General features: G+C 71.8%; 23 protein-coding genes. 6 read left to right on the top strand and 17 right to left on the bottom strand.

The features are described 5' to 3' along the window. Window positions 1-24 precede the first annotated feature (24 nt). Together ABZ883_RS14165 and ABZ883_RS14160 are read left to right on the top strand one after the other, a co-directional pair. Window positions 25-1,437, top strand: coding sequence for an LAETG motif-containing sortase-dependent surface protein (locus ABZ883_RS14165; protein ID WP_360905891.1), 1,413 nt, complete (start codon window positions 25-27; stop codon window positions 1,435-1,437). Window positions 1,438-1,594: 157 nt separating this feature from the next. Then, window positions 1,595-2,158, top strand: coding sequence for a hypothetical protein (locus tag ABZ883_RS14160; RefSeq protein WP_360905890.1), 564 nt, complete (start codon window positions 1,595-1,597; stop codon window positions 2,156-2,158). On the opposite strand, the gene ABZ883_RS14155 is transcribed toward ABZ883_RS14160, so the two are convergent. Continuing rightward, entirely contained in the window at window positions 2,155-2,715 is a 561-nt protein-coding gene (locus tag ABZ883_RS14155; RefSeq protein ID WP_360906152.1) for a WHG domain-containing protein, read from the bottom strand. The two genes, ABZ883_RS14160 and ABZ883_RS14155, sit on opposite strands and share 4 nt — an antisense overlap. A gap of 22 nt (window positions 2,716-2,737) precedes the next feature. Continuing rightward, window positions 2,738-3,568, bottom strand: coding sequence for an alpha/beta hydrolase (locus ABZ883_RS14150; protein ID WP_360905889.1), 831 nt, complete (start codon window positions 3,566-3,568; stop codon window positions 2,738-2,740). A 233-nt stretch (window positions 3,569-3,801) separates the two neighbouring features. On the opposite strand from ABZ883_RS14150, the gene ettA reads away from it, so the two are divergent. From ettA to ABZ883_RS14135, 3 genes are read left to right on the top strand one after another with little or no spacing between them, the layout of a single operon-like run. After that, entirely contained in the window at window positions 3,802-5,466 is a 1,665-nt protein-coding gene (gene ettA / locus ABZ883_RS14145; protein WP_360905888.1) for an energy-dependent translational throttle protein EttA, read from the top strand. A gap of 7 nt (window positions 5,467-5,473) precedes the next feature. After that, the gene (locus ABZ883_RS14140) at window positions 5,474-5,932 is read left to right on the top strand and encodes a thioesterase family protein (protein ID WP_360905887.1); all 459 of its coding nucleotides are present in this window, start codon (window positions 5,474-5,476) and stop codon (window positions 5,930-5,932) included. Beyond that, the gene (locus tag ABZ883_RS14135; protein WP_360905886.1) at window positions 5,929-6,630 is read left to right on the top strand and encodes a hypothetical protein; all 702 of its coding nucleotides are present in this window, start codon (window positions 5,929-5,931) and stop codon (window positions 6,628-6,630) included. The genes ABZ883_RS14140 and ABZ883_RS14135 overlap by 4 nt, the downstream gene beginning before the upstream one ends. 24 nt (window positions 6,631-6,654) lie before the next feature. Here ABZ883_RS14135 and ABZ883_RS14130 read toward each other — a convergent pair whose 3' ends face one another. The 15 genes from ABZ883_RS14130 to ABZ883_RS14060 all read right to left on the bottom strand — a co-directional run bounded on the left by ABZ883_RS14130 (window position 6,655) and on the right by ABZ883_RS14060 (window position 25,568). Further along, window positions 6,655-7,068: a globin gene (locus ABZ883_RS14130; RefSeq protein WP_360905885.1), complete on the bottom strand. Its 414-nt coding sequence runs from the start codon at window positions 7,066-7,068 to the stop codon at window positions 6,655-6,657. A 29-nt stretch (window positions 7,069-7,097) separates the two neighbouring features. Further along, window positions 7,098-8,069 carry an FHA domain-containing protein gene (locus tag ABZ883_RS14125; protein ID WP_360905884.1) on the bottom strand — a complete coding sequence of 324 codons (972 nt, stop codon included), beginning with the start codon at window positions 8,067-8,069 and terminating at the stop codon, window positions 7,098-7,100. 41 nt (window positions 8,070-8,110) lie between these two features. After that, on the bottom strand, window positions 8,111-9,460 hold the full coding sequence (locus tag ABZ883_RS14120; protein WP_360905883.1) for a VWA domain-containing protein: 1,350 nt from the start codon (window positions 9,458-9,460) through the stop codon (window positions 8,111-8,113). A 68-nt stretch (window positions 9,461-9,528) separates the two neighbouring features. Then, a complete protein-coding gene (locus tag ABZ883_RS14115) occupies window positions 9,529-10,680 on the bottom strand; it encodes a protein phosphatase 2C domain-containing protein (RefSeq protein WP_360905882.1) in 1,152 nt (383 codons plus the stop codon). A gap of 4 nt (window positions 10,681-10,684) precedes the next feature. After that, window positions 10,685-13,363 carry a tetratricopeptide repeat protein gene (locus ABZ883_RS14110; RefSeq protein WP_360905881.1) on the bottom strand — a complete coding sequence of 893 codons (2,679 nt, stop codon included), beginning with the start codon at window positions 13,361-13,363 and terminating at the stop codon, window positions 10,685-10,687. Further along, window positions 13,360-14,616, bottom strand: a complete 1,257-nt coding sequence (locus tag ABZ883_RS14105; RefSeq protein WP_360905880.1) for a hypothetical protein — start codon at window positions 14,614-14,616, stop codon at window positions 13,360-13,362. Before ABZ883_RS14105 ends, ABZ883_RS14110 begins: the two co-directional genes overlap by 4 nt. 126 nt (window positions 14,617-14,742) lie before the next feature. Continuing rightward, a complete protein-coding gene (locus ABZ883_RS14100) occupies window positions 14,743-15,765 on the bottom strand; it encodes a glutamate ABC transporter substrate-binding protein (protein ID WP_360905879.1) in 1,023 nt (340 codons plus the stop codon). Window positions 15,766-15,785: 20 nt separating this feature from the next. Continuing rightward, a complete protein-coding gene (locus ABZ883_RS14095) occupies window positions 15,786-17,207 on the bottom strand; it encodes a hypothetical protein (RefSeq protein WP_360905878.1) in 1,422 nt (473 codons plus the stop codon). A gap of 220 nt (window positions 17,208-17,427) precedes the next feature. After that, complete coding sequence (locus ABZ883_RS14090; RefSeq protein ID WP_360905877.1) at window positions 17,428-18,444, bottom strand: BadF/BadG/BcrA/BcrD ATPase family protein; 1,017 nt, start codon at window positions 18,442-18,444, stop codon at window positions 17,428-17,430. Continuing rightward, window positions 18,435-19,697, bottom strand: a complete 1,263-nt coding sequence (locus tag ABZ883_RS14085) for a 6-phospho-beta-glucosidase (protein ID WP_360905876.1) — start codon at window positions 19,695-19,697, stop codon at window positions 18,435-18,437. Before ABZ883_RS14085 ends, ABZ883_RS14090 begins: the two co-directional genes overlap by 10 nt. Continuing rightward, the gene (locus ABZ883_RS14080; protein ID WP_360905875.1) at window positions 19,694-20,596 is read right to left on the bottom strand and encodes a carbohydrate ABC transporter permease; all 903 of its coding nucleotides are present in this window, start codon (window positions 20,594-20,596) and stop codon (window positions 19,694-19,696) included. Before ABZ883_RS14080 ends, ABZ883_RS14085 begins: the two co-directional genes overlap by 4 nt. Window positions 20,597-20,601: 5 nt before the next feature. Continuing rightward, window positions 20,602-21,552, bottom strand: coding sequence for a sugar ABC transporter permease (locus ABZ883_RS14075; RefSeq protein ID WP_360905874.1), 951 nt, complete (start codon window positions 21,550-21,552; stop codon window positions 20,602-20,604). Beyond that, window positions 21,552-22,889: an ABC transporter substrate-binding protein gene (locus ABZ883_RS14070; RefSeq protein ID WP_360905873.1), complete on the bottom strand. Its 1,338-nt coding sequence runs from the start codon at window positions 22,887-22,889 to the stop codon at window positions 21,552-21,554. The genes ABZ883_RS14075 and ABZ883_RS14070 overlap by 1 nt, the downstream gene beginning before the upstream one ends. Window positions 22,890-23,042: 153 nt before the next feature. Continuing rightward, the gene (locus ABZ883_RS14065) at window positions 23,043-24,221 is read right to left on the bottom strand and encodes an ROK family transcriptional regulator (protein WP_360906151.1); all 1,179 of its coding nucleotides are present in this window, start codon (window positions 24,219-24,221) and stop codon (window positions 23,043-23,045) included. 315 nt (window positions 24,222-24,536) lie between these two features. After that, window positions 24,537-25,568: a mechanosensitive ion channel family protein gene (locus tag ABZ883_RS14060; RefSeq protein ID WP_360905872.1), complete on the bottom strand. Its 1,032-nt coding sequence runs from the start codon at window positions 25,566-25,568 to the stop codon at window positions 24,537-24,539. Between the two features lie 231 nt (window positions 25,569-25,799). Here ABZ883_RS14060 and ABZ883_RS14055 point away from each other — a divergent pair, with 231 nt between their 5' ends. Continuing rightward, window positions 25,800-26,336 (top strand): HNH endonuclease, encoded by a 537-nt coding sequence (locus ABZ883_RS14055; RefSeq protein ID WP_319661379.1) that lies wholly within the window; start codon window positions 25,800-25,802, stop codon window positions 26,334-26,336. Window positions 26,337-26,381: the final 45 nt, after the last annotated feature.

The following is a 26,381-nucleotide window of genomic DNA, read 5'->3' as shown; positions in this document are numbered from 1 at the left end:
CGGCCTCGCCCGGAGGGGAAATTCATGTTCACTGTACGGAGGCGGGGAACTGCCCGTCTTGCCGTCGCGATAGTGGCCTCCGGCCTCATCGCGGTCGGTTCCATGGCCGGCGCCGGGTCCGCTGTTGCGGACGACGCGACCCCCACCGCGGGCGCCAAGGCCACGCTCGGCAATCTGAAGACCTTCGACAAGGCCGTCATCCACGACAACGGCAAGGACGAGAAGGTCTCCGCAGGCCTCTTCGAGATGACCGTCGACGGTGGCGGCACCATCCAGACGTACTGCATCGACATCCACAACCCCACCCAGGGCAAGGCCGGTTACAAGGAAGTCTCCTGGGACCAGTCGAGCCTGCACAACAACACGAACGCCGGCAAGATCAACTGGATCCTGCAGCACTCGTACCCGCAGGTGAACGACCTGGCGGCGCTCAAGTCCGCGGCCGGCCTCAGCGGTGACCTCACGCCGCAGCTCGCCGCCGCCGGCACCCAGGTCGCCATCTGGCGCTTCTCGGACAACGCCGACGTCGACGCGGTGAACCCCGTCGCGGAGCAGCTGGCCGACTACCTGGGCAAGAACGCGCAGACCCTCGACGAGCCGGCGGCCTCGCTGACGCTCGACCCGCCGGCCGTCTCCGGCAAGGCCGGTGACCTGCTCGGCCCGATCACCGTGCACACCAACGCCGCCACCGTCACGGTGAGCCCGGCGCCGAGCACGCCCGCCGGTGTGAAGATCACCGACAAGGACGGCAAGGAGGTCAGCACCGCCAAGGACGGCGACGCGCTGTACTTCGACGTCGCGGCCGGCACCCCGGACGGCACCACGTCCCTGATGGCCTCCGCCAACACCAAGCTCCCGGTCGGCCGTGCCTTCACCGGCATCGACACCACCACGCAGGTGCAGATCCTGGCGGGCTCCAGCGACAGCACCGTCACCGCCTCGGCGACCGGCACCTGGGCCGCCAAGGGCCCGATCCCGGCGGTCTCCGCCGAGGTCGACTGCGACAAGAACGGCGTCGACGTCACCGCCACCAACGAGGGCGACCAGCCGTTCACCTTCACGCTGTCCGGCAAGGAGTACACGATCGAGGCCGGCAAGTCCGAGACCGTGACCGTGCCGGTGGGCGAGGACCAGGCCTACAAGATCACCATCACGGGCCCGAACGGCTTCGAGAAGACCTTCGAAGGCGTCCTCGACTGCGACACCGCCGGTACCGGCGGCACCACCACCCCGTCCTCCTCGCCCAGCCCGGCCTCGGTCGGCGGCTCCAGCGAGGGCACCGCTGACACCGGTTCCACCACCGGCGGCGACCTCGCCGAGACCGGCTCCAGCAGCGCCACCCCGATCATCGCGGGCATCGCGATCGCGCTGGTCGTCATCGGCGGCGCCGCGGTCTTCTTCCTCCGGAAGAAGAAGCCGGCCGCTCCTGCCGAGTGAACTGACTGACCGGCTCCGGCCGTAGTCCCACCCCCAGGGGGCGGAGGTCACCGACCTCCGCCCCCTGGGCTTTTGCCCGGCGTCCCCGGAACCCTCCCCTCGGGGGCGGCGTCCGTAGCCTTCGGTACATCGACGCGAAGGGCGGGGGACGCACACCATGGGCAAGGGACACAGACGGCGGCGGTGGGTCGTGGCGGGCATCATCGCGGTCGCGGTCGTGGCCGGGACGCTCCTCCACAGGGGACTGGCGACACCGGAAGCACCCCGCGTCGACCCGGCGCTCGAACGGGCCGTGCTCCCGGCGGTGGACCGCTATCTGCTGACGGACCCCCTGGGACCGCTCGGCAGTGACGACGACGCCGACGAGAACCCCGCGCCGCGCGGCTTCTGCACGGAGCACGTCATCGAGATCCGGCCGGCGGGAGACGGTCTGCGGGTGGGACTGGCCGCCTGGTGCGGGCACTTCGCGCGGCACGGCGCGGGCGTGACGATGCTGGACGGCGGGATCATGGCGGGGGCACTGACGGTGTCCCCGGCCACGGCTCCCGCCCGGGTCAGCGACGTCTCGTGGGAGCCCGACGGGGACTCCTCCTCCTGGGCGGCGACGCAGTTCTCCGCCGGCGGCGCCGCGGAGGCCGAACGCCTCCTCGGCGACTCCACCGCCTACCTGACCGACCCCGAGGCCAAGGCCCGCGCCGCGTTCGGGCTGCCGACGCGTTAGCCGTTCCCGGTCTCGCCGTCCTCCCGCATGGCGCGCAACCCCCGGTCGGTGAACGTGATCAACCACTCGAAGCTCTCGTCGATGTCGGCGCTCCACTGGAAGCTGTTGGCCGCCTGCAACGTCGCGAAGCCGTGAAAGAGGCTGCGGAGCATACGCAGGGCGTGGTCCACGTCCGCGTCCTCCACGTCGTAGCCGCGCAGGACCGCTCGGAACGGTCCGAGTGAGCGCTGACTCGCGGGGGTCAGCGGATCGTCCGGGCCGGACGCCTCCATGCCGATCGTCGCGCCGTACCGGCCGGGATGCCGAAGGACGAAGGTGCGGAAGGAACGCGCCGCGGCCGCAAGGGCGTCGCGGCCCGCATACCCCTGGACGGCGCTGCCGATGGCGTCCGCGGCCTCGCTCAACGCCAATGCCGCGATACGCCGGTTGAGGTCCTCCTGACCGCCCACGTGCTTGTAGAGGGACGGGGTGCGCACGCCCAGCCGCTCGGCCAGCAGCCCCATCGTCAGGTTGGCGATGCCCACCTCGTCGGCGAGCGCAGCACCGGCCGCGACCACGGTCGCCTGGTCCAGGCCGGCCCTAGGCACGGGCGGCCGACTCGAGGAAGGCGAGCACAAGGGCGACGACCTGGTCGGGGAACTGGTCGTGGGGGTAGTGCCCGGCGCCCTCGATCATCTCCAGCCGGCCGAGGCCGGACGGCAGACCGTCGACGATCGCCGCACCCTCGGCGGACGCGGCCCAGTCGGGGTCGAGCGAGGCCATCACGACCAGGACCGGGCTCTGGACGTTGCCGAGTTGCGCGCCGGCATCGGTCGGGGCGCTGCGGCCCATGCCCTGAAGAGCCTTCATCCGGCCCGGCTCGCGCAGTAGGGAGTCGATACGGTCGAGCCGCTCTTCCCAGTGGGCCGGCTTCGCGCCGGGGTAGGCCACGTCGAGATACGACCGCCACAGCGGCACGCTGCCGAACAGGCCCGTGCCGAGCAGGCGCAGCATGCCCTGCCGGAAGCGCTTCACCCGCAGGTCGCCGAGGCGGACGGACTGCTTGCGGGTGAACGGCGCCAACTCGACGACAGCGGTGACGAGCGAGGGTTTCTGCGCCGCGGCGATGGTGGCGGCCCCGCCGGAGATCGAGTGGCCGACGAGCACGGCCGGTCCGCCCAGGTGCCGGATCACGGCGAGCAGGTCACCGGCGATGGCGGTACGGCTCCAGGCCGGCCAGTCGACGCTGGACTCGCCGCAGCCGCGCAGGTCGACCGCGGCGACCCGGTATCCGGCCGCCACGAGCGGCGGTATCGCGTCACGGTAGGCGGCGCGGCTGTCGCCCATGCCGTGCGCCAGAACGATCAGCGGGCCCGATCCCGCCACCTCGTAGGCGATCGTCCCACCGTCGACGGCCAGGTACTCGGTCATGACTTCCCTCCCGAATGGCTAACTGTGTTAGCTAAAAGCTAATACGATTAGCCAACGCTGTCAATGACGGCACCACGGCGCCGCGAGGCGAGGTGTGCACGGCGAGCCGCCGCCCTCCGCCGCCCGAGAGTCCGCAGGTCGCGAGGCCCCCGCAGTACTCGTTTCCGCCGAGGGGTGGCGGTACGGCAAGATGGGGTGTATCTGCCCACACATCGATTGCCGGACGGTTTCTCTTGGCTGAGTTCATCTACACCATGCGCAAGACGCGCAAGGCGCACGGCGACAAGGTGATCCTCGACGACGTCACCTTGAGCTTCCTCCCCGGAGCGAAGATCGGTGTCGTGGGGCCGAACGGCGCCGGTAAGTCCACGGTGCTCAAGATCATGGCGGGTCTGGAGCAGCCGTCCAACGGTGACGCGTTCCTCTCGCCCGGTTACAGCGTCGGCATCCTGCTGCAGGAGCCCCCGCTGGACGAGTCCAAGACCGTGCTGGAGAACGTCCAGGACGGCGTGGGCCCGATCAAGGGCAAGCTGGACCGCTTCAACGAGATCGCCGAGCTGATGGCGACCGACTACTCCGACGCGCTGCTCGACGAGATGGGCAAGCTGCAGGAGGAGCTGGACCACGCCAACGCCTGGGACCTGGACGCCCAGCTGGAGCAGGCGATGGACGCTCTCGGCTGCCCGCCCGGCGACTGGGCGGTGACCAACCTCTCCGGTGGTGAGAAGCGCCGCGTCGCGCTCTGCAAGCTGCTGCTCGAGGCCCCCGACCTGCTGCTGCTCGACGAGCCCACCAACCACCTGGACGCCGAGTCCGTCCAGTGGCTGGAGCAGCACCTGGCCAAGTACGCGGGCACCGTCGTGGCGATCACCCACGACCGGTACTTCCTGGACAACGTCGCCGAGTGGATCCTCGAGCTCGACCGCGGCCGCGCCTACCCCTACCAGGGCAACTACTCCACGTACCTGGAGACCAAGCAGTCCCGTCTCAAGGTCGAGGGCGCGAAGGACGCCAAGCGCGCCAAGCGGCTCAAGGAAGAGCTGGAGTGGGTCCGCTCCAACGCCAAGGGCCGGCAGGCCAAGTCCAAGGCGCGTCTCGCCCGTTACGAGGAGATGGCCGCCGAAGCCGAGAAGATGCGCAAGCTCGACTTCGAGGAGATCCAGATCCCGCCGGGCCCCCGCCTGGGCAGCATCGTGGTCGAGGTCAGCAACCTCTCCAAGGCGTTCGGTGAGAAGGTCCTGATCGACGACCTCTCCTTCACCCTGCCGCGCAACGGCATCGTCGGCGTGATCGGCCCCAACGGCGCCGGCAAGACCACGCTGTTCAAGATGATCCAGGGCCTGGAGGACCCGGACTCCGGCTCGATCAAGGTCGGCGAGACGGTCAAGATCTCCTACGTGGACCAGAGCCGCGCCAACATCGACCCCAAGAAGACCCTCTGGGCGGTCGTGTCGGACGAGCTGGACTACATCAACGTCGGCCAGGTCGAGATGCCGTCCCGCGCGTACGTCAGCGCCTTCGGCTTCAAGGGCCCGGACCAGCAGAAGCCGGCCGGCGTGCTCTCCGGTGGTGAGCGCAACCGCCTCAACCTGGCGCTCACCCTCAAGCAGGGCGGCAACCTGCTGCTCCTCGACGAGCCGACGAACGACCTCGACGTCGAGACCCTGTCCTCGCTGGAGAACGCGCTGCTGGACTTCCCCGGCTGCGCCGTGGTCGTTTCCCACGACCGCTGGTTCCTGGACCGGGTGGCCACCCACATCCTCGCCTACGAGGGCGAGTCCAAGTGGTTCTGGTTCGAGGGCAACTACGAGTCCTACGAGAAGAACAAGGTCGAGCGGCTCGGCCCGGACGCGGCCCGTCCGCACCGTGCCACGTACAAGAAGCTCACCCGGGGCTGATCGCCTGATGGCACGTCACATCTACCCCTGCCCGATGCGCTGGTCGGACATGGACGCCTTCGGGCATGTCAACAACGTCGTCTTCCTCCGCTACCTGGAGGAGGCGCGTGTGGACTTCATGTTCCGGCTGGCGCCCGGGGAGGGCAGCGCGTCGTTCACGGGCGGGTCGGTCATCGCCCGCCACGAGATCGACTACCTGCGCCCGCTCGTCCACCGGCACGAGCCGGTGACCGTCGAGACCTGGGTGACCAAGGTGGGGGCGGCCTCGATGACGGTCGCGTACGAGATCAAGGACGGGGAGACCGTGTACGTGCGGGCCTCCACGATCGTCGTCCCGTACAACCTCGAGGAGGGGCGGCCGCGGCGGATCACCGCCGAGGAGCGCGCGTTCCTGGAGGAGTACTTCGACGACGCCGCGTCCAGTGCCGGCGCGGGCGCCGGCAAGGAGGAGGCCGCGGCCGCATGACGGCGTCGCTGCGGCTCGCCGAGGCCAGGGAGGCGGAGGGTTTCGCCGTCTTCCTGGCCCGGCTGCTGCGCTGGGACAAGGCCGCGGTCGTCCGGCTGCAGGCGTCCGGCTCGGTGCTCGCGGTCTTCGGCCAGCCGCCCTTCGGGGGCGGGGTCGTGGCCGTGCGCACGGCGGAACTCGCCGACACGCACGAGGTGGACGCCACCGTCTCGGCCGGGCAGTTGCTCGACGGGCTCGACGGAGAGGCGGGCACGCTCGCCGTCCCGGCCGCCGTCACCGGCCCGGCCTGGGCCGGGGTGCTGCCGCCGCGCGGCGGCTGGCGGCGGCTGGAGGGACTGCCCTCGCCGGACGACGTACGGGCGGTGGCCGTCGCGGCGGTGACGGAGTTCCGCACCCGCAGCGAGGCGCTGACGCCCGAGCACCGCACCCGCGCGCAGCTCGACGCGCTGGCGGACGACATCTGGTCCCGCCGGCTCGGGGCGACCGGCCTGCCGCTGCGGGCGGTGCACGCCGCCCACGCCCTCGGCTTCCTGCGCCCGGTACGCGCCACCGTCCCGGCCCCACGCACGGCGGGCGGGAGCGGGGAGCCGGCCATGGACCTGCTGGCGGCGGGGGCGTGGCTGCGGCTGCGCACGTCGTACGGCTCGGTCGCGGTGCGCCGCGGCAGCGGCCTGGGGCTGTCGGTCAGCCCGGTCTGACCGCCTGGCGGCGGTCCGGTTCCGTCAGCCGGGCGTGTTCACCATCGACGCGGCCGCGTAGACCAGGTAGTCCCACAGCTGACGCTCGTGGTCCGGCTCCAGGCCGATCTCGTCCACCGCTTCGCGCATCACGCGCAGCCAGGCGTCGTGCGCCTCCTGGTCGACCCGGAAGGGCGCGTGCCGCATCCGCAGCCGGGGGTGGCCGCGGTTCTCGCTGTACGTGCGCGGGCCGCCCCAGTACTGCATGAGGAAGAGGGTCATCCGCTCCTCGGCGGGGCCCAGATCCTCCTCGGGGTACATCGGCCGCAGGACCGGGTCCTGCGCGACGCCCTGGTAGAAGCGGTGGACGAGCCGCCGGAAGGTCGGCTCGCCGCCCACCGCCTCGTAGAACGACTGCTGGTCGAGTGTGCCCCGGGGAATCTCGTTCACGTGTCCCATGGTCTCAGACGGGCCGGCGGAGCCGGGAGTCAGTCGCGCACGATCCTGATCGTCGTCCACGCCCCCACGTGGACGCGGTCCCCGTCCCCCAGCGGGACGGGCACGAAGGGGGCGATGGAGTCCTCGCCGTTGTTGACCGTGGTGCCGTTGGTGGAGTTCTGGTCGACCACCGACCAGCTGCCGTCCGGCTGCCGCACGAGCACGGCGTGCTTGTGGGAGACGCCCGGGTCCTCCGGCGCCCGCGCCAGGTCGATGTCGGGTGACTCGCCGGTGCTGTGCCGGCGGCGGCCGATGGTGATCTGCGGGCCCGTGAGCGGCAGGCGCAGCTCGGGGGAGTAGGAGGGGAAGTACAGACCCTCGGCCTCGGGGCCGCTGCGGGCCATCATCGCCGTGAAGTACTCCCGGTCGGCGCCGATCACGGCGGTCCAGGTGCCAGGGCCCGCGGGCGCGCCCTCGGGCTCGTACGCGGAGGGCGGGGTGAGCAGGAAGTCGCCGGACCCTGCCGTGACCGACTCCGGCTCCAGCGGCTCGGCGGGCCGGTTCACCTGCGACGGGCGCGTCAGGGACGACTCGTACCGCTGGTACGGCGGCATGCCGGGCCCCCCGGCCGGGTACGGCGGGGACGCCGTGCCGCCGGTGGGCGCCTGCGGGACGAAGGTCGTGCCGGCGTGCGTGACGAAGTTGTAGCGGCACTCCTCGCAGAACTGCGCGTAGCCCTCGCGCGGCGTGCCGCAGTGCGGGCACGGCTCGACGGCCGCCGTGGCGTCCGGGTCGTAGGCCCGGCCGCCGCCGTAACCGCTCCCCGCACCGTAGCCGGAGCCGGGGGAGTACCCGGGGTCGTAACCGCCCGAGTACGGCGGTGGCGGCGGGGGCGGGTACGAGGACGGCGCAGCGGGTGCGCCGGGTGGGACGGAGGAGGCCGCCGGTGAGATCATGCGCATTCCGCACACCTCGCACCAGTCGTCCGTCGCGGACTCATGACCGTTCGGGCAAGTCGACATGTCGTTTTCTCTCCCCCTCCGCCCCGATTTACCCCACCACGTTACTTCTTGACACGGACAGTCTTGGTCGAACGTGTCTCCAGGGTCATCTCGTCGGCGTCCGCGACCCTGGCCTTCAGCCGCACAGTACCCGTTGCCGCGTCGACCACGTCCACGACCTTGGCCAGCAGCTTCGCGGTGTCCTCGTTGCCCGAGGCGCTGGCCAGTTGCACCGCGCGGCCCAGTTTGGCGGTCGCGGAGTCGAAGTCGCCCTGCTTGCGGGCCTCCAGGCCCTGCTGGATGACCTGGGCCAGCTCCGCCTGGCCGGTGTAGTGGGCGACCTGCGGGTTGATCCGCGTGGAGGCGACCATGTCGTCGGTCCACACCGCCCGCACCAGGCCCTGCCCGAGCACCTGCGGTGTGCCGTCGGGCTGCGGCTGGACGAGCGAGATGCGGGCCGCCAGCATTTCCTGGCCCACTCCGGCCGTCGGCACGACCACGTTGACGTGGTAGTCGCGGGACTCGTCGCCCCAGGAACCGGTCGGGTAGTCGCCGGCCCGGGGACCGGCCTCGGTGCGCCGGGCGGTGAGGTCCTCGACGGTGGGTGCCACCTGCTTCACGTACTGGATCTCCGCGCCCTGCGGGGTCCACACGCGCAGGGCCACGTCCGCGACCTCCTTGCCCATGGCGGTCTCCATCATCTGCCGGAAGTCCGCCTCCAGGCCGGAGGGGTCGGCGACGATGTCGACGGAGCCGAGCAGCGCCGAGGCGATGCCGGTCAGCTCCTTGACCTCCCAGTCGGTGCCGACGCCGCGCGCGTCGCAGGTGAAGCGGCCCGCGCAGGCGTCGAGGGCGGCGCGCAGGTCCTCCGGCTTCTCGTGCTCGTTGCGGCCGTCGGTCAGCAGGATGCCGTGGCGTATCGACACATCGCCGGTGGACAGCAGCCGGTCGGCCAGCCGCAGCCAGGTGCCGATCGCGGTGCCGCCGCCGGCGCTGAGCCGGCGCAGCGCCTGCTTGGCCTGGTGGCGGGTGGCGGGGTCGGCGACGGCCAGGCCCCCGTCGGCCGGGTAGACCTCCTTGGCCTGGTGGGTGCCGGCCACCACCGCGAAGGCGACCCCGTCGCGGATGGTGTCGATCGCCGCCGCCGTCGCGTCGCGGGCACTGCGCATCTTGGTGGGCGGGTAGTCCATGGAGCCCGAGCAGTCCACCATGATCACCACGGCCGCCCCGGGACGGCTCCCGGGAAGGTCGGCGGGGCCCAGGCCGGCCAGCGGCAACCCGCCCGAGGTGCCGCCGCCCGTCGAGGTCACGGTGACGATCGCGTTGACCTCGCGGCCGCCCTCCGGCAGGAACTCGTTCTGGTAGATGTCGACGGAGAACTGCGGCACGTTCGACTTGGAGAAGTTGGCCATCGGGTGCGCTCCTTGCGCTTGTCAACCAAGAAGAAGGATCAACGAGTTGAGGAGTGGGGGGAGGGAGGTCAGGCCACCGGGAAGGGCAGCACGGCCACGGTGATGTTGTCGTGTCCTCCGCCGTCGATGGCGACGCCGACGAGAGTGCGGGCGCAGTGCAGCGGCCGGACGCGGGCGTCCCCGGGCATCACCGAGGCGAGCTCCGCGGCCGATTCCGCGTAGTTCCAGAGTCCGTCGGTGCACACCACCACGACACCCGGTCCGTCCGGCTCGAAGGAGGCGGTGTGCGGGTCCAGTTCGACAGCGTCCGCGCCGAGCCACCCGGTGATGGCGTGGGCCCGTTCGTCCGCGTACGCCTCGGCCTGCGTCATCAGGCCGAGCGAGACCATGCGCTCGGCCCAGGAGTCGTCCTCGGTCAGCCGGGCGCCGGGGACCGAGCGGTCGTCGGGGATCCAGTACGCGCGGCTGTCGCCGATCCAGCCGACGGTGAAGGTCTTGCCGGCGGTGACCGCGCTCACACACGTGCAGGCGGGCGCGTTCTGGTGCCGCCGGCTCTCCTCCTCGGGGGTCTCGGCGGCCAGGTCGGCGACGGCCTGCGCGGCCACCAGCAGGGCCTCGCGCATCGCCTCCTCGGGCCGCACGCCGCGCGACAGCGAGGGCACGAGCGCCTTCACCGCCGCCTCCGCCGCGGTCTCCGAGGCGTCGTCGGGACGGTACGCGGACGAGACACCGTCGCACACCACGGCGACGACCGACGCGGTGCCGTCCGGCAGCGTGGTCGTCGACAGCGCGAAGGCGTCCTCGTTGCGGTGGTGCCGCAGCCCCCGGTCGGTGACCGCAGCCACCCCGCCGAGCTCCACCTCCTGGTGGTCGCGCGGGCGCGGCTGGGCGTGGCCGCAGTGCTCGCAGTAGCCGTCGGCGTCGATGGGGCCGACCTCGCACGCCACACAGTGCGGCCGGGCCGGAGCGGCGCCCTGCTGCTCGACCCGGGGGTCGGCGATGCGGGCCTGGGAGAGCCCCGAGGTGCCGAGGCCGAAGGCGAGGGTGTCCGCCTCCCCGGCGGGCGGGGCGAGTTCGTACGCCTCGGGCTCCGCGGGCGGCGCGAGCGGGTAGCCGTCCGGCCGCCGGGGGGCGGCCAGATCGGCGCCGCAGGCGTCGCAGAACTTGTCGGCGGGTTCCAGAGGCTCGGCGCACTCCGGGCAAACGGTCGTCTGGGGCATCGCGTTACACCCACGTCCGGGGGCGGAAGCGGTTGGCCCGCTCCACCAGTTCGATCCTTGTCCGGCCCTGGTCGGCGAGGCGGGCCAGCACCCGGTAGGACTGCTCCAGGCCGAAGCGCAGGCCGCGTTCGTCGAGGTCCCGGCCCAGCAGCGCCGGCGAGCCGGTCCCGGCGCCGCCCTGCTGCCCGGCGAGCACCCAGTCCAGGGCGGTGCCCAGCACCTCCGTGGACAGCTGCTCGCGCTGCCGGGTGTCCAGGCCCAGCCGTTGCAGGTCCTCGACCTGCTGCGCGGCGGCCCGCAGGTCGCCGAGCAGCGCCTCGTGCGGTGGCCGGTCGCGCAGGCGCGCCCGTACCGCCGCGACGCGTGCCGCCGTGTAGTGGATGGACGCCTCGGGCACCGACTCCAGCGCCGCGACCGCTCCGGCGCGGTCGCCCGCCGCCAGTTGGACCCGGGCGAGGCCGAAGGCGGCGCTGACGTAGCTGTGGTCGGTGGCCCACACCAGGCGGTAGTACTCGGCGGCGTTGTCCAGCTGCCCCAGCACCTCGGCGCAGATGCCGAGCGCCAGCTTCGGCGCGGGCTCGCCGGGGAAGGCGTCGTAGACCGCGTCGAAGGCGAGGGCGGCGGTCTCGTGGTCGCCGGTGGCGAGCGCGGTCAGGCCGCGGTGCCACACCACCCGCCAGTCGTCGCCGTGTTCGCCCTGGAGGGCGGCCAGCGCGTCGGTGGCGGAGCGCGCGTCCGCCGTGTCGAGCCAGGCGCGCACCAGGCGCAGCCTCAGCTCCGTGGACTCCGTGGGAGCCGACTGGAGGGCCGCCACCAGTTCCGCGGGCGCGGCGGCCGCCATGCCCGCGAGGAAACCGGCGTTGGGGTCGGCCGAGTCGACGTGCGGCACCGGCAGCGCCAGGGCGGCGGCCCGTACGTCGAGCCGGGTGACCGCGGGACCGGCAGGGTCCGCAGGGCCGGTTCCCGCGGCCGGGGCCGACCCGGTCCGCTGCGCCGGGAGGGTGTACGGGGCGCCCGCCACCGTCGGGCTGTAGGTGCCGTTCGCCGGCGGCAGGGCGGGCATCGGGGGAGGCGCGGCGACGGCGGGGGCGGCCCCGGTGGCGACGGCGCCGGACCTGCCCTTCGTCCGGCCGCTGCCGAGCGAGGACGCGTCGCCGTGGACGGGTGTCAGCAACTCGCTGTCGACCACGCGCAGTTCCGGCCCGAACAGCGTCGACAGCGCGGGACGCGGCGTGCCGGTGCCCATGGCGACGACCTCGCGCAGCACGCCCAGCAGCTGGTCGCCCATCTCCTCCGCCGAGGCGAAGCGGCGCCCCGGGTCGGGGTCGGTGGCCCGTACCAGCAGCCGGTAGAAGGACTCGTAGCGCGAGAAGACCTCGATGTTGCCGGGGTCGGGGAGGCTGTCCACGAAGACGTTCGTGTAGCCCTGGAAGTCGAAGGTGAGCACGGCCAGGGTGCGCGCGACGGTGTAGAGGTCGGAGGCGACGGAGGGCCCGACCTCCGGCACCTCGGGGGCCTGGTAGCCGACGGTGCCGTAGATCGCGCTCTCGCTGTCGTCCATGCGGCGGACGGCGCCCATGTCGATGAGTTCCAGCCGGTCCTCGGTCTGGATGGCGTTGTCGACCTTGAAGTCGCAGTACAGCAGATTGCGGCTGTGCAGGTGGCCGAGCGCGTCCAGCGCCTCGATGGCGTAGGCGATCGCCTGGTCGACGGGGAGCGGCTCGCGCCTGCCGTCCGCCGAGCGGCGCTCGTTGGCGATCTCCTTGAGCGACTTGCCGCCGACGTACTCCATCACGATGTAGCCGTCGAGGCTGCCGGTGCGCGGGTCGAGGTGCTCGACGAAGTTGTAGATCCGCACGATGTTGGGGTGCTCGATCTCGGCCAGGAAGCGCCGTTCGGAGACCGCCGCCGCCAGCGCGTCCTCGTCGCCGGTGTCCAGCAGGCCCTTGAGCACCACCCAGCGGTCGCTGACCGCCCGGTCCACCGCAAGGTAGATCCAGCCGAGTCCGCCGTGGGCGAGGCAGCCCACCACCTCGTACTGGCCGTGCACCACGTCGCCCGCCCGCAACTTGGGCGTGAACGAGTACGGGTGGCCGCACTTGGTGCAGAAACCGTCCGTGCGCCCCGGGCGGTCGCCGCGGCTGCGCCCGACCGGCGCACCGCACTCGCCCTTGCTGCAGAACCGCTTCCGCTCGGGGACCTGCGGGTCCTGCAGCACCGACGCGGCCGGGTCGGGCCGCGGGATCGGCGGCACGGCCACGAGTCCCGCGCCGAGCTTGCTGCGCGTCGGGCCGCTGGAGCCGGAACGCGAACTGCGCACCGACACCGGCGTGCCGCCGGCAGTGCTGCCGCTGAGGGAGCGGGACAGCCGCCCGGACACCGAGCGCCGGGAGGAACGCGAGGTGCCCGACGTGCGGGAGGAACGGGAGGAACCCGAGGAACGGGAGGAACCCGAGGGGCCGGAGGAACCCGAGGCGGATGCCGACCCCGACGAGCCGTCCGGCCCGGATCCCGAACCCGTTCCCGTTCCCGCTCCCGAGGCGGACCCGGACCCGGCGGCCGTTCCCGTGGTGCCCGCGGCGCCCCCCGCCGTCACCGGCGCCAGGCCGCAGGTGTCGCAGAACAGCACACCGCCCCCGACGTCCTCGATTGTCCCGTCACAGCCCGGACGCCGGCACTTCATCGCCCATCCCCCCTCTGATCGGCAGGCCCCGCCTGCCCCGGTACCAGCATGTCGGACACCGTGCGCTGATAGCGCAGCACCGCGCCCTCCGCGGCGCGCAGATCGCACGGCGCACTCCACAGAAGACGCCGTGCGTGGTCGTACCGCTCCATCAGAAGCGGATCCTCCGCCAAACCGTGACGTGCCACCTTCGCCCGGTAGGCGTCCAGCCGCCCGCGCAGCTCCGCGCGCACCGCCAGCGGGGCGGTGACCGCGGTCAGCGACTCGCGGGCGCGCAGCAACGCGTCGTCGGCGCGCTGCTCCAGGCCGTCCAGCAGCGGGGACAGCCGGTGCCACTGCCCGGTCCTGCGGAACTCCACGGCGGCGGTCAGCTGGTCGTGCAGCGCGACCGGCGCACCGCTCACCGCCGGCACCTCCGACGCGGCGATCTTCGCGAGCACCTCGACGCGGGCGCTGCGCGCCTCGGTGAGCGTCCGGTCGGCGCGCGAGAGCACGTCCCGCAGCCGCATCATCCGGTGGTCGGCGTCGTCCCGCACGTGCAGGACGGCCTCGACCTCGCGGCGTATGTCCTCCAGCGCGCGGCCCGCCCGGTCGTAGCGCCCGGTGTCGGGCCGTCCCGCGGTCCAGAACAGCAGCGGGTCGGAGAGGACCTGCGCGCGCAACGCGGCGAGCGAGGCGAGCAGTTCCTCCAGATCGTCACCGGAGGGGTGGGTGCCGGGGCGCACCCCGACCGACTCGGCGAGCGAACGCACCCGCTGGGCCTCCACGGTGAGCAGGTCGATGCGGGCCGGCAGCGCCGACCACACCGCGTCGGCCGCCGAGACCACGTCCAGCACCTGCGCGTACCAGTCGTTCATCCGCGCCAGCAGCTGTTCCAGGCTGAGCTGTTCACTCAGCCGGGCGGGGCCCGTCAGCCCGCGGGCGGCCTCCGGGACCGCGCCGCCCGACACCGTGACACCGGAGCCGCGCAGCAGCTCCGTCAGCTCCCGCAGCTCGCTCTGGGTGGGCCAGCGGCGGCGTGAACGCAGCGCCCGCGCACTGGTCAGCGCGTCGGTGTACGCGTCGAAGTGCGCCCACAGCAAGGAGACGGCCTGGTCGGCCGCGGCCCAGCGCTCCTTGGTGGCGCCGGTGAGCGCCGCCCCCTCCAGCAGCCTGCGGCCGGAGTGGTCCTGGAGCGCCAGCAGGGACGCCTCGATCGCCTCCCGCTCGTCACCGAGCCGCGCCAGGGCACGGTCGACGTCCTCGCGACTCATCGCCGGTCCGGATGGTCCCGCGAGCGCCATCGCACCTACTTCCTTCTCCGCCGGTCCCCGTGTCTGCTTCAGATGTCGGCCAGTTCCCCGTCGGTCGTGCGGCACCCTGGCGGGCGCCGGTCTGCCTCAGTCCCGGTACAGCGGTTCCGGCGGCCCCTCGATGCCGGGGAGATCCGCCTCCAGCCAGGTACGGTACGCCTGCATCCACCGGCTGTCCGGACCGCCACCGCGGTAGTCCGCCAGCACTTTGTTGACGCGCCGCACCAGGTCGGTGTCGTTCTCGTTCATGGCCACGCCGTAGTACTCCGTCGTGACGGGCTTCCCGACCAGGCGCACCGCCGGGTCCTGGGCGGCCTGCCCCGCGGCGAGCGCATTGTCGGTGAACACGGCGTCCACCTCGCCCAGTTGGATCTTCACCAGGCAGTCCAGCTGGTTGGGGACGAGAACGATCCGCGGCCGCAGCCGGTCCTTCTCCTCCTCCAGCTTCGCCTCGCCGGTGGTGCCCTGCGCGGTGCAGATCCGCTTGCCGGTGATGGAGTTGTCGAAGCCCTTGACGGTGGAACCCTGCCGGGGCACGAGCAGTTGCTGCCCCGCCTCGAAGTAGGCCGTGGAGAAGGCGATGTGCTTCTCCTTGATCCGCTCGCAGGTGATGCTCACCGTGCGCACCAGCACGTCGACGTCACCGTGGTTGACGGCCTCGAAGCGCTTGGCGGTCGGCACCGTCTTGTACACGATCGCGTCCTCGTCGCCGAGGATGTCGGCGGCGATCGCCTTGGCCAGGTCGATGTCAAAGCCGATGATCTTGCGGCTGACCGGGTCGCGGTAACTCCAGCGGTAGCCGTTCTGGTCGACGCCGACGACGAGCTTGCCGCGCTCCTTGATCCGTGCGACGGCGGGACCGCTCTCCCCGGACGGCCGCAGACTCGCCTCCGGATGGCCCCCGCAGTCGTCGTCCGCGGCCTGCCGCGCGGACCGCTTCGCGTCGGCCGGCACCGCCGAGTGCGTGCCGGCCGCCGCGCGCTCCGCCTCCGCCCGGTCGGCCGTCCTCAGGTGAAGCGGCAGCGCCGTGCCGGCGACCGCCAGCACGCACAGCCCGGCCATCGCGGCCACGCCTCCCCAGCCCCGCATGCCTTGCCGCCCGCGTGTCATCCGCGGCCTCCCTCCGCCGCTCATCGGTACTCCGACAACCGGCGCCCGATGCCGAGCACCGCACCCGCCGCGCCGAACACCGCCAGGAGCGCGGCGCCGACGCCCAGTCCGTTCAGCGCGCCGCGGCCGTCCGCGGCTGCCTGCTCGAACTCCTCCTGCTCATGGGCGACGGCCTTGGCCAGGCTGCTGTCGACCCCGTCGAAACAGACGCCCGTGTACTCCTCGGCCTGCTCGCCGTTCTCGTAACTCCCGCCGATCGTCTGGGCCACCGCGTCCAGGTAGCTGCCCGCGTCGTCCTTCGCGCGGGCCTGGAGGTTCAGGCTCCACCAGGCCTTGGCGTCCTTCATCGCGACGGTGATGCTCTCGCGGCTCTCCGCGTCGTCCGCCAGCCGCAGCGCCCGGGCCAGCAGACCGGACTTCCCGTCCGCCTTGGTGCCGGCCATGTCCTGGATCTGCCGCAGGTACGCGGTGTTGTACGCGTCACCGCTGCCCCGGGCCACCAGCGTCAGGTTCTCGTTGCTGCGGGCCTGCAGGGACTCGATGCGGGCCTCGTTGAGGACCTGCAGCGACCGGGCCCCGTGCGCGTACGAGTCGTCGAGCCGGGCGCGCGCCGTCCCGTGCCCGGCGACCAGCCACAGCAGCACGGCGACGGTGGCGGCGGTCCCCGCCAGCAGGCCGATGTTGAACACCCGGTGGGTGCGCTGGAACGAGCGCCGCTGCGCCCACACCAGGGCCACCAGCGCGACGCCACCGAGCGCCCAGGCGCCCCACGGCAGCGCCTGGGCGTCGTCGTAGTCCCGGCCGAGCCGGGCCGTCTCGATCGTCCACAGATCCTTGGCGTCGGGCAGGATCCGCTCGTTCATCAGGTCGTTGGCACGCCGCAGGTACGCCCCGCCGACCGGGAAGCCCTGCCGGTTGTTGGACCGGGCCCGCTCGATCAGGCCGGTGTACTCGGACAGCCGCTGGTTCAGCCGCTCCAGCCGGTCGCGCGAACCGGGCGAGCCCTCCGAACTCGCCGCCGCCTGCGTGATGCTCCGGGAGGCGACGTCGATGTCCTTGTCGTAGCGGTCGCTGACGGCCGCGGGCTCCACGCCGCCGGCGAGGAAGCCGCCGGAGGCGGTGGCACCGGCATCCGCGAGCGACCGGTAGATGTCCGCCGCGCGCGCACTCAGCGGCTCGCTGTGGTGGATCACGTCGTCGGCGGCGGTCGCCCGCTCGGAGATCTGCCAGGCCGTCACCGCGCCGAACGCCACGACCAGCACCACGAGGAGGGCACCGATCACCCGCAGCCGGCCCGGCTCGGTGGTCGCGGCTCTGCGCCACACGCGCAACTGGTCGACCCAGGCCCACGACCGGGCGTCCCCGGGCACGCCGGAGCCGTCCCCCGCCGCGTCGCCGGGCCCCCGCACGGTCGGCGGCTCCGTGTTCGTCGGCGTCCGCATCCGCCAGCCTCCCCCCGACTTGATCCCCGCGCACGCGCGCCGAGCCCATGACCAGCAGTATGGCCGCCGGCGCCGACATCCACCCCCGAATTGGGTGGATCTTGCCGCCGGTTCCGCCCGCCCCGCCCCGGTAGACGCCCCCCGTCCGGCCCGTTCGCGCGTGCCCTCTCGCAGCTCACCACGCACGCGGGTGCGTGTTCGGTTCCCTGCCGCGCGCGGGCTACGGCACCGGCGCCACCGGCTCGTAGTGCGCCCGGACCCGGGCCCGGGCCTCGGGCCCGGCCCCCGAGCGGTCCAGCCCGAGCAGGGCCGCGCCGAGCACGGGCGGAGCCGTGACGACCCGCGGAACGGCCCGCGGGGCGCGGGCCGCCAGCAGCGCGACCACGGAGTCCATCAGCAGCGGGTGACGGGCGGCCAGCACACCGCCGCCGAGCACGACGTCGACCTCCTCGTCCAGCAGATCGAGTCGGTCCAGCGCGACCGCGGCCATGACCACGATCTCCTCCGCCTGACGTTCCACGATGTTCCGTGCAACCGAATCGCCCGATTCTGCGGTTTTGAAGAGTACAGGGGTCAATTCGTGCTTCCGGGAGAAATCAATGTGTCCCAAGTGCAGCGCTTCGATCAGCGCGTACATCGACGTCAGCCCAAAGTGCGCGGGCAGCGCGGCCGCCAGCGCGGTGGGGCCGCCGCGCCCGTCCTCGGCGCGCGCCGCCCACCACAACGCCTCCTCGGCCAGGCCCGATCCGCCGCCCCAGTCACCGGAGAGGTGGCCGATGGCGGGAAAGCGCGCCGTTCGGCCGTCGGGCAGCATGCCCGCGCAGTTGATGCCGGCACCGCAGACGACGGCGACACCGCGCGGTACCTCCACACCGGCCCGCAGCAGCGCGAAGGTGTCGTTGGCGACCCGGGTGGTGACACCCCACCCCCGCGCGTGCACGGCGAGTTCGAGCTGCTGCTCCTCCACGGGCAGATCGGCGTTGGCCAGGCAGGCCGAGACGTGCCCCACCAGCGCCTCGCCCGGGCGCAGGGCGGCACCGGCCGCTTCGGCCGCCCGCTCGACGATACGGGCCACCACCTCGACCGCCGGCTCCACACCGACGATCTGCGGTTGGAAGCCGCCGCCGCGGGCGGTGCCGAGCACCGACCCGTCGGCGGCGACGAGGGCGACATCGGTCTTGCTGTTGCCCGCGTCGATCGCGAGGATCCCGCCGTCGAGGGGATGGTTCAGATCCACGCGAGGTGCTCCCGGTTGTGCGCGATCAGACGGTCGGTCAGGGCGTCGGCGTACTCGTACTGGCCGATCAGGGGATGCGAGAGCAGCGCCGTGAAGACGCGGTCCCGGCCGCCGTGCACGGCGGCCTTCAGCGCCAGGTCCTCGTAGGCGGTGACGTTCGCGATCAGGCCGCTGTAGAGCGGGTCCAGCGGCTCGACGGGCAGCGGGTGCGTGCCGCGTGCGTCGACGGTGGCCGGCACCTCGATGACGGCGTCGTCGGGGAGGAAGGGCAGCGTGCCGTTGTTGAGGGTGTTGACGACCTGGACGTCGCCGGTGTCCCGCAGCAGCGAGGAGGCCAGGGCCACGGCTGCCTCGGAGTAGAAGGCACCGCCGCGGCGGGACAGCAGCTCCGGCTTCTCGTCGAGGCTCTCGTCCCCGTACATCTCCAGCAGTTCGGCCTCGATCGCGGCCACCTCGGCGGCTCGTGACGGCTTCGACCGAAGTTCCCGCACGACCTCGTCGTGCGCGTAGAAGTAGCGCAGGTAGTAGGAGGGCACGACGCCGAGCCGGTCCAGCAGGGTCCTGGGCAGGTGCAGGTCGTCGGCGATGGAGTCGCCGTGCGCGGCGAGCAGCTTGGGCAGCACGTCCTCGCCGGCGGGGCCGCCGATCCGCACCCCCCGCTCCCAGGTGAGGTGGTTCAGGCCCACGTGGTCCAGGTGGACCTGGTCGGGGGACACCCCCAGGAAGGAGGCGAACTTCCGCTGGAAGCCGATCGCCACGTTGCACAGGCCGACGGCCTTGTGCCCGGCCTGCAGCAGGGCCCGGGTGACGATGCCGACGGGGTTGGTGAAGTCGATGATCCAGGCATCGGGCGCGGCCCTGCGGACCCGCTCGGCGATGTCCAGCACCACCGGGACGGTGCGCAGCGCCTTGGCCAGCCCGCCGGCGCCGGTGGTCTCCTGGCCGACGCAGCCGCACTCCAGCGGCCAGGTCTCGTCCTGCGCGCGGGCGGCCTGCCCGCCCACCCGCAGTTGCAGCAGCACGGCGTCGGCGCCCGCCACGCCGGCGTCCAGATCGGAGGTGGTGGTGACGGTGCCGGAGTGGCCCTGCTTGGCGAAGATCCGCCGGGCGAGGCCGCCGACCAGCCGCAGCCGGTCCTCGGCCGGGTCGACAAGGACCAGCTCCTCGATGGGCAGGGTCTCCCGCAACCGCGCGAACCCGTCGATGAGTTCGGGGGTGTACGTGGACCCGCCGCCCACGACAGCCAGCTTCATCCCTTGACTCCTGTCAATGTCACGCCCTCGATGAAGGCCTTTTGAGCGAAGAAGAAGACGACGATCACCGGTGCCATGACCAGCACCGTGGCGGCCATCGTCAGGTTCCAGTTGGTGTGATGGGCGCCCTTGAAGGATTCCAGGCCGTAACTCAGCGTCCAGGCGGCGGGGTTCTCGCTCGCGTAGATCTGTGGTCCGAAGTAGTCGTTCCAGCAGTAGAAGAACTGGAACAGCGCCACGGCGGCGATGGCGGGCTTCGCCATGGGCAGGACGACGCGCAGCATCGTGCGCAGCTCGCCGCAGCCGTCGACCCTCGCCGCGTCCGTGTACTCCTTGGGGATGGTGAGCAGGAACTGCCGCAGCAGGAAGATGGTGAACGCGTCGCCGAAGGCCATCGGGATGATCAGCGGCCACAGGGTGCCCGACAGGTGCAGCTGCTTGGCCCAGAACAGGTACATGGGGACGATGACGACCTGCGGGGGCAGCATCATCGTGGAGATCACGAGCATCATCGACAGATTCCGCCCGCGGAAGCGGAACTTGGCCAGCGCGTAGGCGACCGGCGTGCTGGAGACGACGGTCAGCACGGTGCCGAGGCCGGCGTACAGCAGGGTGTTGCGCCACCAGGTGAGGAAGCCGGGGGTGTCCCAGACGGTGCCGAAGTTGCCCCATTCCCAGGTCCTGGGCCACAGGTCCCGGGTCAGGGCCTGGTTGTCGCTCATCACCGCGGTCAGGAAGACGAAGACGAACGGGAGGACGAAGAAGAGGGCGGCGGCGATGCCGAGGGCGTGGACGGCGATCCAGTGCAGTGCCGCCCGGCGGGTCGCGGCCCGCCGGGACGAGGCGGACGGGCCGGTCACCGGGCCGGCGGCGGGCGGGGCGAGTGTCGCGTGGGTCATCGGTATCAGTCCTCCGCCGACAGGAAGCCGCTGCGGCGGCGCATCAGGAGTGCCGTGAAGGCCATGGCGAGGGCGAACAGCACCAGGGCGATCACGCAGGCCGCGCCGGTGTCGAAGCGCTGGAAGCCGAGGTTGTAGACCAGTTGCGGCAGCGTCAGCGTGGACTTCTCCGGGTAGCCCGGCTCGAACTGCTGGCCGGAGCCGCCGATGATGCCGCTGGCGACCTTTCCGGCGACCAGGGGCTGTGTGTAGTACTGCATGGTCTGGATGACCCCGGTCACCACGGCGAACATCACGATGGGCGAGATGTTCGGCAGGGTGACGTAGCGGAACCGGGTCCAGGCTCCGGCGCCGTCGAGCTCGGCGGCCTCGTACTGCTCCTTGGGGACGTCGAGCAGCGCGGCCATGAAGATCACCATGAGGTCGCCGATGCCCCACAGCGCCAGCAGCGTCAGAGCGGGTTTGGACCAGGCCGGGTCGTTGAACCAGCCGGGTTGCGGCAGCCCGACGCTGCCCAGCAGGTGGTTCACCGGTCCGGTGCCGGGGTTGAGCAGGAAGGCGAAGGCCATCGTCGCGGCGACCGGCGGGGCCAGGTAGGGCAGGTAGAAGGCGGTGCGGAAGAGCCCGGCACCCGTCTTGATCTTGGTGATCAGCAGGCCGATGCCCAGGCCGAAGACGACCCGCAGGCTGACCATGACCACGACCAGCCACAGGGTGTTGCGCAGCGCGGGCCAGAAGAAGGGGTAGTCGTTGAAGACGTACGACCAGTTCTTGACGCCGTTCCAGGTCGGCGGGGCGAAGCCGTCGTACTTCATGAAGGAGAAGTAGACGGTCGAGATCAGCGGGTAGGCGAAGAAGACGCTGAAGCCGATCAGCCACGGGGAGAGGAAGGCGAGGGTGCGAAGCGCCTCGCGGCGGCGCTTCGCCCTCAGCAGGGGGTGGACGCTCGCGCTCATCACTGGGCCTGCGCGATGTCCTTGTCGACCTGCGTGTCGACACCCTTGAGGCCGGCGGTCAGGTCGGACTGCTTGCCGGACTCGTAGGCGTAGCCGAAGTCCTGCAGCGTCAGCTGGTAGGTGCCGCCGTTGACGCTGGCGGGGGTGGTGGTGCTGTTGGGGTTCTGCGCGATGTCCACGAAGGTGCGGAAGAGGGGATCGGCGTCCAGCTTCGGGGACTTCAGCGCGGCGAGCGTGGAGGGCACGTTGTGGATGGCGTTGGAGAAGTTGACGACCGCGTCGGTGTCGGTGGCCATGAACTTCACCAGTTCCCAGGCGGCGTTCTTCTTGGCGCTGGTGTTGGCGACGCCGATGATCGTGCCCGAGAGGTAGCCCTTGCCGTAGGTGTCGGCCTGGTCGTCCGGCACGGGGAAGGGGGCGACCCCGATGTCGAACTTGGCCCCGGCCTCCTTGGCCATGCCGGCCCGCCACTCGCCGTCGATGGCCATGGCCACCTGGCCGGTGTGGAAGGGGTTCTTGGCGCCCCACTCGTCACCGAAGGTCGACCGGTACTTCTCCAGCTTCTTGAAGCCGCCGAGCGCCTTCACCATGTCCTGCTGCCAGGTGAACATGGCGGCGAAGCCGGGGTCCTTGGCGACGGTGGACTTGCCGTCGGCGTCGAAGTACTTCGCGCCCCACTGCGCGGCCAGGTGCGTGGTGGTCGACTCGTAGCCGTGGAAGTTGGGCATGAAGCCGAGCTGGGAGTAGGAGTCGCCCTTGGCCTTGGTGAGCTTGACCGCGTCGGCCTTGAACTCCGACAGCGTCTTGGGCGGGGCGGAGATCCCGGCGGCCTTGAAGGCGTCCTTGTTGTAGTAGAGGCCGTAGGCGTCGCCGAGCAGCGGCAGCGTGCAGCGCTTCCCCTCGAACTGGGTGTACTCCAGCATCGGCTTGGGGAAGGTCGCCGCGGTGTCGATGCCGGACTTCTTCAGGAAGGGGTCCAGATCGGCGAAGGCGTTGGACGAGCAGAACTTGCCGACGTTGTCGGTGGTGAAGGACGAGACGACGTCGGGGGCGTTGGGGCCGCCGGCCCGCAGCGCCTGGTTGATCTTGTCGTCGGTGATGTTGCCCTGCACCTTGACGTGGATGTTGGGGTGCGCCTTCTCGAAGGCCGCGACGTTGGCGCTGATGGCCTTCACCTCGCTGGGCGCGGACCAGCCGTGCCAGAAGGTGATGGTGACGTCCTTGTTGGGGTCGTCGCTCGCCGTGTTGTTGCTGGAGCCCGTACACGCGCTCGTCAGCAGGGATATCGCGGCGGCGGCGGCGATGGCGGCGGCGGCCGTCTTGGTGGAACCGGACACTTCGCTTCCTCCGGGGACTTCGGGGGCGGTTCGAGGGTGTGCGATGCCTGCGGAGGAGCCCGTCCGGTGGTGCCGGCGACGGGTGTCCCCCGCTGCGTGAGCGGATGGTGGGTGGGTGGTTCGGTTGAGCGGATTGAGCGGATTGAGCGGGGTTCAGCGGGAGGTGTCGAACACCTCGTCGCGGGTGGTGGCGAGGGCGCTTTGCAGTGCCCCGATCAGAACGGGGCGCTCAGGGACCCCGCCGAGCACCAGCCGGGGCCGGGGCACGGCCAGTTCGGCCAGTTCCGCCTGGACGCGTGCGCGCAGGGGTTCCCCGCCGGCGGCGATCACTCCGCCGGCCAGGACGATCAGTTCGGGGTCGAGCACGGTCACCAGCGAGGCGAGACCGATGGCGAGCCCGGTGGCGAAGTGCCGCAGCAGGTCCGCCTGCGGGCCGCCGTCGTTCCCGGTGACCGTGTCCGCGGCCGCCGAGGCCAGCAGCGCCGAGGCGGCTCCGGCCTGGGTGCCCCGGGGCACGGCCAGCCCCAGTTCGCGGGCGATCCGCAACACGGCGTTGCAGCCGGCCAGTTCCTGGAAGCCGCCGGCGTTGGCCTTGGCCACGTGCCGGACCAGGGGCGTGCCGGGCACCGGCATGAAGCCGACCTCGCCCGCGCCACCGGTGCGGCCGCGGTGCAGCCGGCCCCCGATGACGATGGCGGCGCCGATGCCCTCCTCGTTCCACAGCAGGACGAAGTCGTCGTGCCCGTGGGCCGCGCCGAGCCGCTGCTCGGCGACGGCGGCGAGGTTCACGTCGTTGTCGTACTCCAGGGGTACGGGCAGGGCCGCGGCCATTTCCTCCAGCAGGGTGGGGGAGTGCCAGCCCGGGAGGTGGCTGGCGTAGCGCAGCCGCCCGGTGCTCGGGTCGAAGGCGCCCGGGGTGCCGACCACGATCCGGTGCAGGTCGGTCAGGTGCAGTCCGGCGGCCTTCACCGCGCCGTCGACGGCCTGCGCGACTTGTTCGACGGCGCCGTGGGAGCGCCGGCTGCGCCCCGGGGTCGGCAGTTCGAACTCGCCGGTGACGGTGCCGGTGATGTCGGCGATCGCGGCACGGATGTGCTCGGCGGTCACGTCGAGTCCGGCGACATGCGCGGCGGCGGGATTGACCGAGTACAGCTGGGCGTTGGGGCCCGGCCGGCCGGCGGTGGTGCCGGTGGCGACCACGAGCCCGGCGGACTCCAGCCGGGCCAGCAGTTGCGAGGCGGTCGGCTTCGACAGGCCGGTGAGCTTGCCGATGCGGGTGCGGGACAGGGTCCCGTGTTCGAGGAGCAGGTCGAGCGCGGCGCGGTCGTTCATGGCGCGCAGGACGCGCGGCGTACCCGGTGTGCCAGGGGTGCCGGGGGTGCCGGGGGTTCCGGGAGTACCGACCACGGGCTCGTCCTTCCTCGTGTCGGCGGCCTGTCGGGGCTCGTGTGAGGGGTGGGGCGGATTGGTAGTTAGGAAACTTTCCTGTTGGTGAATGGCAAGGTAGGCGCCGGGCGGCGGGAGCGTCAAGGGTGGATCAAAGACGGCGTCAAAGTGTTATCAGGGGCGCCAAGGCATGAAAAGGGGGCGCCGGGCGGATGCCCGGCGCCCCTCGCGGTCCCGGCGCGTGCGCCGGCCCCGGTCAGCTCACTTGGTGGTCGGCAGCGGCTGCGCCGCGAGCGCCTGCGGCGACGAGGGGTTGGCCAGGGCCGAGGGCGCGGCGATACCGGCGGCCGGGTCCACCGCCTCCTCGTCGTCCGCCGCCGCCGGGAGCCCGCCGACGATCGCGATCCCGGCCTCGTCGAAGGTCCGCTTGATGCGCCAGCGCAGTTCGCGCGCCGCCGACAGCGCCTTGCCCGGCATCGTCCTGGCCTGCGCCTGAAGGACCATGGAGTACGCGGTGACCGACTCCAGTCCCAGCACCTCGACCGGCTCCCAGAGCACCTCGTCCCACGGCTGGGTCTTGGCCATCTCCTCGGCCGCCCGCAGGATCAGCGCCCGCGCCCGGTCCAGGTCCTCGTGGTAGCCGATCCGCACGTCCACGGTCGCCGTCGCCCAGCCCTGGCTGAGGTTGCCGATGCGCTTGACCTCGCCGTTGCGGATGTACCAGATCTCGCCGTTGTCGCCGCGCAGCTTCGTCACCCGCAGACCGACCTCGATCACCGTGCCGCCGGCCACGCCCGCGTCGATGACGTCGCCGACGCCGTACTGGTCCTCCAGGATCATGAAGACCCCGGAGAGGAAGTCCGTCACCAGATTGCGCGCGCCGAAACCGATGGCCACACCCGCCACACCGGCACTGGCCAGCAGCGGCGCCAGATTGATCTGGAGCACGGACAGCACGGTCAGCGCGGCCGTTCCCATGATCACGAACGAGGCCACGCTGCGCAGCACCGAGCCGATCGCCTCGCTGCGCTGCCGCCGCCGCTCGGCGTTGACCAGCAGCCCGCTCAGGGCGCCGGACGCGGCGGTCTCCGCGCCGCGGTTCATGCGCTCGATCAGCTTGGTGAGCATCCGGCGCACGATCACGCGCAGTACCAGCGCGATGACCAGGATCAGGACGATCCGCAGCCCGGCGCCCAGCCAGTCCGCCCAGTTCTCGCCGATGTAGTCGGCCGCGCCGTTGGCGGATTTCTGGGCGTCGTCGATGGTCGAGGCGGTGGCGAGCGGTGTGGACACAGGCGGGAACCTCCGGTTGGGCAGGCTTCCCACACTAACGGGGTAAACGATGTGTCTCGTTGCCTCGTTCGAGAGCGACGTGCGCCGATTCAGGGCATGTAAAGGGGTGTGGTCGAAAACACCCTCGGTCCGTTACCCGGTCATGGTGGCGCCGCGGCCAGGCTTCCGGAGAGACTGTGGGCAGATCGTCCCGGCGCGAGCCACGCGCCGCCGGCGTAAAAGGAGGCACCCGTGCCGCATGTCCTGGTCCTCAATGCGTCGTACGAGCCGCTCGGCGTCGTACCGCTCCGCCGCGCACTGATCCTCGTGCTGAACAAGAAGGCCGTGTGCCTCGAGGAATCCGGCGCTTATCTGCACAGCGCGACCTGTTCTGTCCCCGCACCCAGTGTTGTCAAGCTCACCAAGTTCGTCCGAGTCCCCTTTCGCGGCCCCGTGCCCCTGACCCGGCGGGCGCTCTTCGCCCGGGACGGCGGCCGGTGCGCGTACTGCGGAGGCGTCGCAACCAGCGTCGACCACGTGATCCCGCGCAGCCGCGGAGGCCAGCACACGTGGGAGAACGTGGTCGCTGCCTGCCGCCGGTGCAACCATCTCAAGGCCGACCGGCATGTCGCCGAGCTCGGCTGGCGCATGCGCCATCAGCCCGCCCCGCCGTCCGGCCTCGCCTGGCGGATCATCGGGACGGGGCATAGGGACCCGCGCTGGCTGCCATACCTGCAGCCATTCGGCGCGGACGACGCCTTGGCCCGGATCGACGGCATATCCGCCTGAGACCGGGCCTTTGTGTTGCCCGGCGCGGGGCCGCAGGACGGGCGT

Origin of the sequence: Streptomyces sp. NPDC046977, assembly GCF_040644455.1 — a bacterium.
Taxonomy (GTDB): domain Bacteria; phylum Actinomycetota; class Actinomycetes; order Streptomycetales; family Streptomycetaceae; genus Actinacidiphila.
The sequence above is the reverse complement of the archived record's forward strand: the minus strand, read 5'-3'. Positions and strand labels throughout refer to the sequence as shown.

Bases quoted from the DNA above. Each gene is read 5' to 3' on its own strand.
- ABZ883_RS14100 (WP_360905879.1), bottom strand. From the start codon at position 15,765: ATGACACGCGGGCGGCAAGGCATGCGGGGCTGGGGAGGCGTGGCCGCG.
- ABZ883_RS14130 (WP_360905885.1), bottom strand. From the start codon at position 7,068: ATGGGACACGTGAACGAGATTCCCCGGGGCACACTCGACCAGCAGTCG.
- ABZ883_RS14135 (WP_360905886.1), top strand. From the start codon at position 5,929: ATGACGGCGTCGCTGCGGCTCGCCGAGGCCAGGGAGGCGGAGGGTTTC.
- ABZ883_RS14085 (WP_360905876.1), bottom strand. From the start codon at position 19,697: ATGAAGCTGGCTGTCGTGGGCGGCGGGTCCACGTACACCCCCGAACTC.
- ABZ883_RS14165 (WP_360905891.1), top strand. From the start codon at position 25: ATGTTCACTGTACGGAGGCGGGGAACTGCCCGTCTTGCCGTCGCGATA.
- ABZ883_RS14080 (WP_360905875.1), bottom strand. From the start codon at position 20,596: ATGACCCACGCGACACTCGCCCCGCCCGCCGCCGGCCCGGTGACCGGC.
- ABZ883_RS14110 (WP_360905881.1), bottom strand. From the start codon at position 13,363: ATGAAGTGCCGGCGTCCGGGCTGTGACGGGACAATCGAGGACGTCGGG.
- ABZ883_RS14105 (WP_360905880.1), bottom strand. From the start codon at position 14,616: ATGAGTCGCGAGGACGTCGACCGTGCCCTGGCGCGGCTCGGTGACGAG.
- ABZ883_RS14075 (WP_360905874.1), bottom strand. From the start codon at position 21,552: ATGAGCGCGAGCGTCCACCCCCTGCTGAGGGCGAAGCGCCGCCGCGAG.
- ABZ883_RS14125 (WP_360905884.1), bottom strand. From the start codon at position 8,069: ATGTCGACTTGCCCGAACGGTCATGAGTCCGCGACGGACGACTGGTGC.
- ABZ883_RS14120 (WP_360905883.1), bottom strand. From the start codon at position 9,460: ATGGCCAACTTCTCCAAGTCGAACGTGCCGCAGTTCTCCGTCGACATC.
- ABZ883_RS14065 (WP_360906151.1), bottom strand. From the start codon at position 24,221: ATGAACGACCGCGCCGCGCTCGACCTGCTCCTCGAACACGGGACCCTG.
- ABZ883_RS14140 (WP_360905887.1), top strand. From the start codon at position 5,474: ATGGCACGTCACATCTACCCCTGCCCGATGCGCTGGTCGGACATGGAC.
- ABZ883_RS14115 (WP_360905882.1), bottom strand. From the start codon at position 10,680: ATGCCCCAGACGACCGTTTGCCCGGAGTGCGCCGAGCCTCTGGAACCC.
- ABZ883_RS14160 (WP_360905890.1), top strand. From the start codon at position 1,595: ATGGGCAAGGGACACAGACGGCGGCGGTGGGTCGTGGCGGGCATCATC.
- ABZ883_RS14150 (WP_360905889.1), bottom strand. From the start codon at position 3,568: ATGACCGAGTACCTGGCCGTCGACGGTGGGACGATCGCCTACGAGGTG.
- ABZ883_RS14095 (WP_360905878.1), bottom strand. From the start codon at position 17,207: ATGCGGACGCCGACGAACACGGAGCCGCCGACCGTGCGGGGGCCCGGC.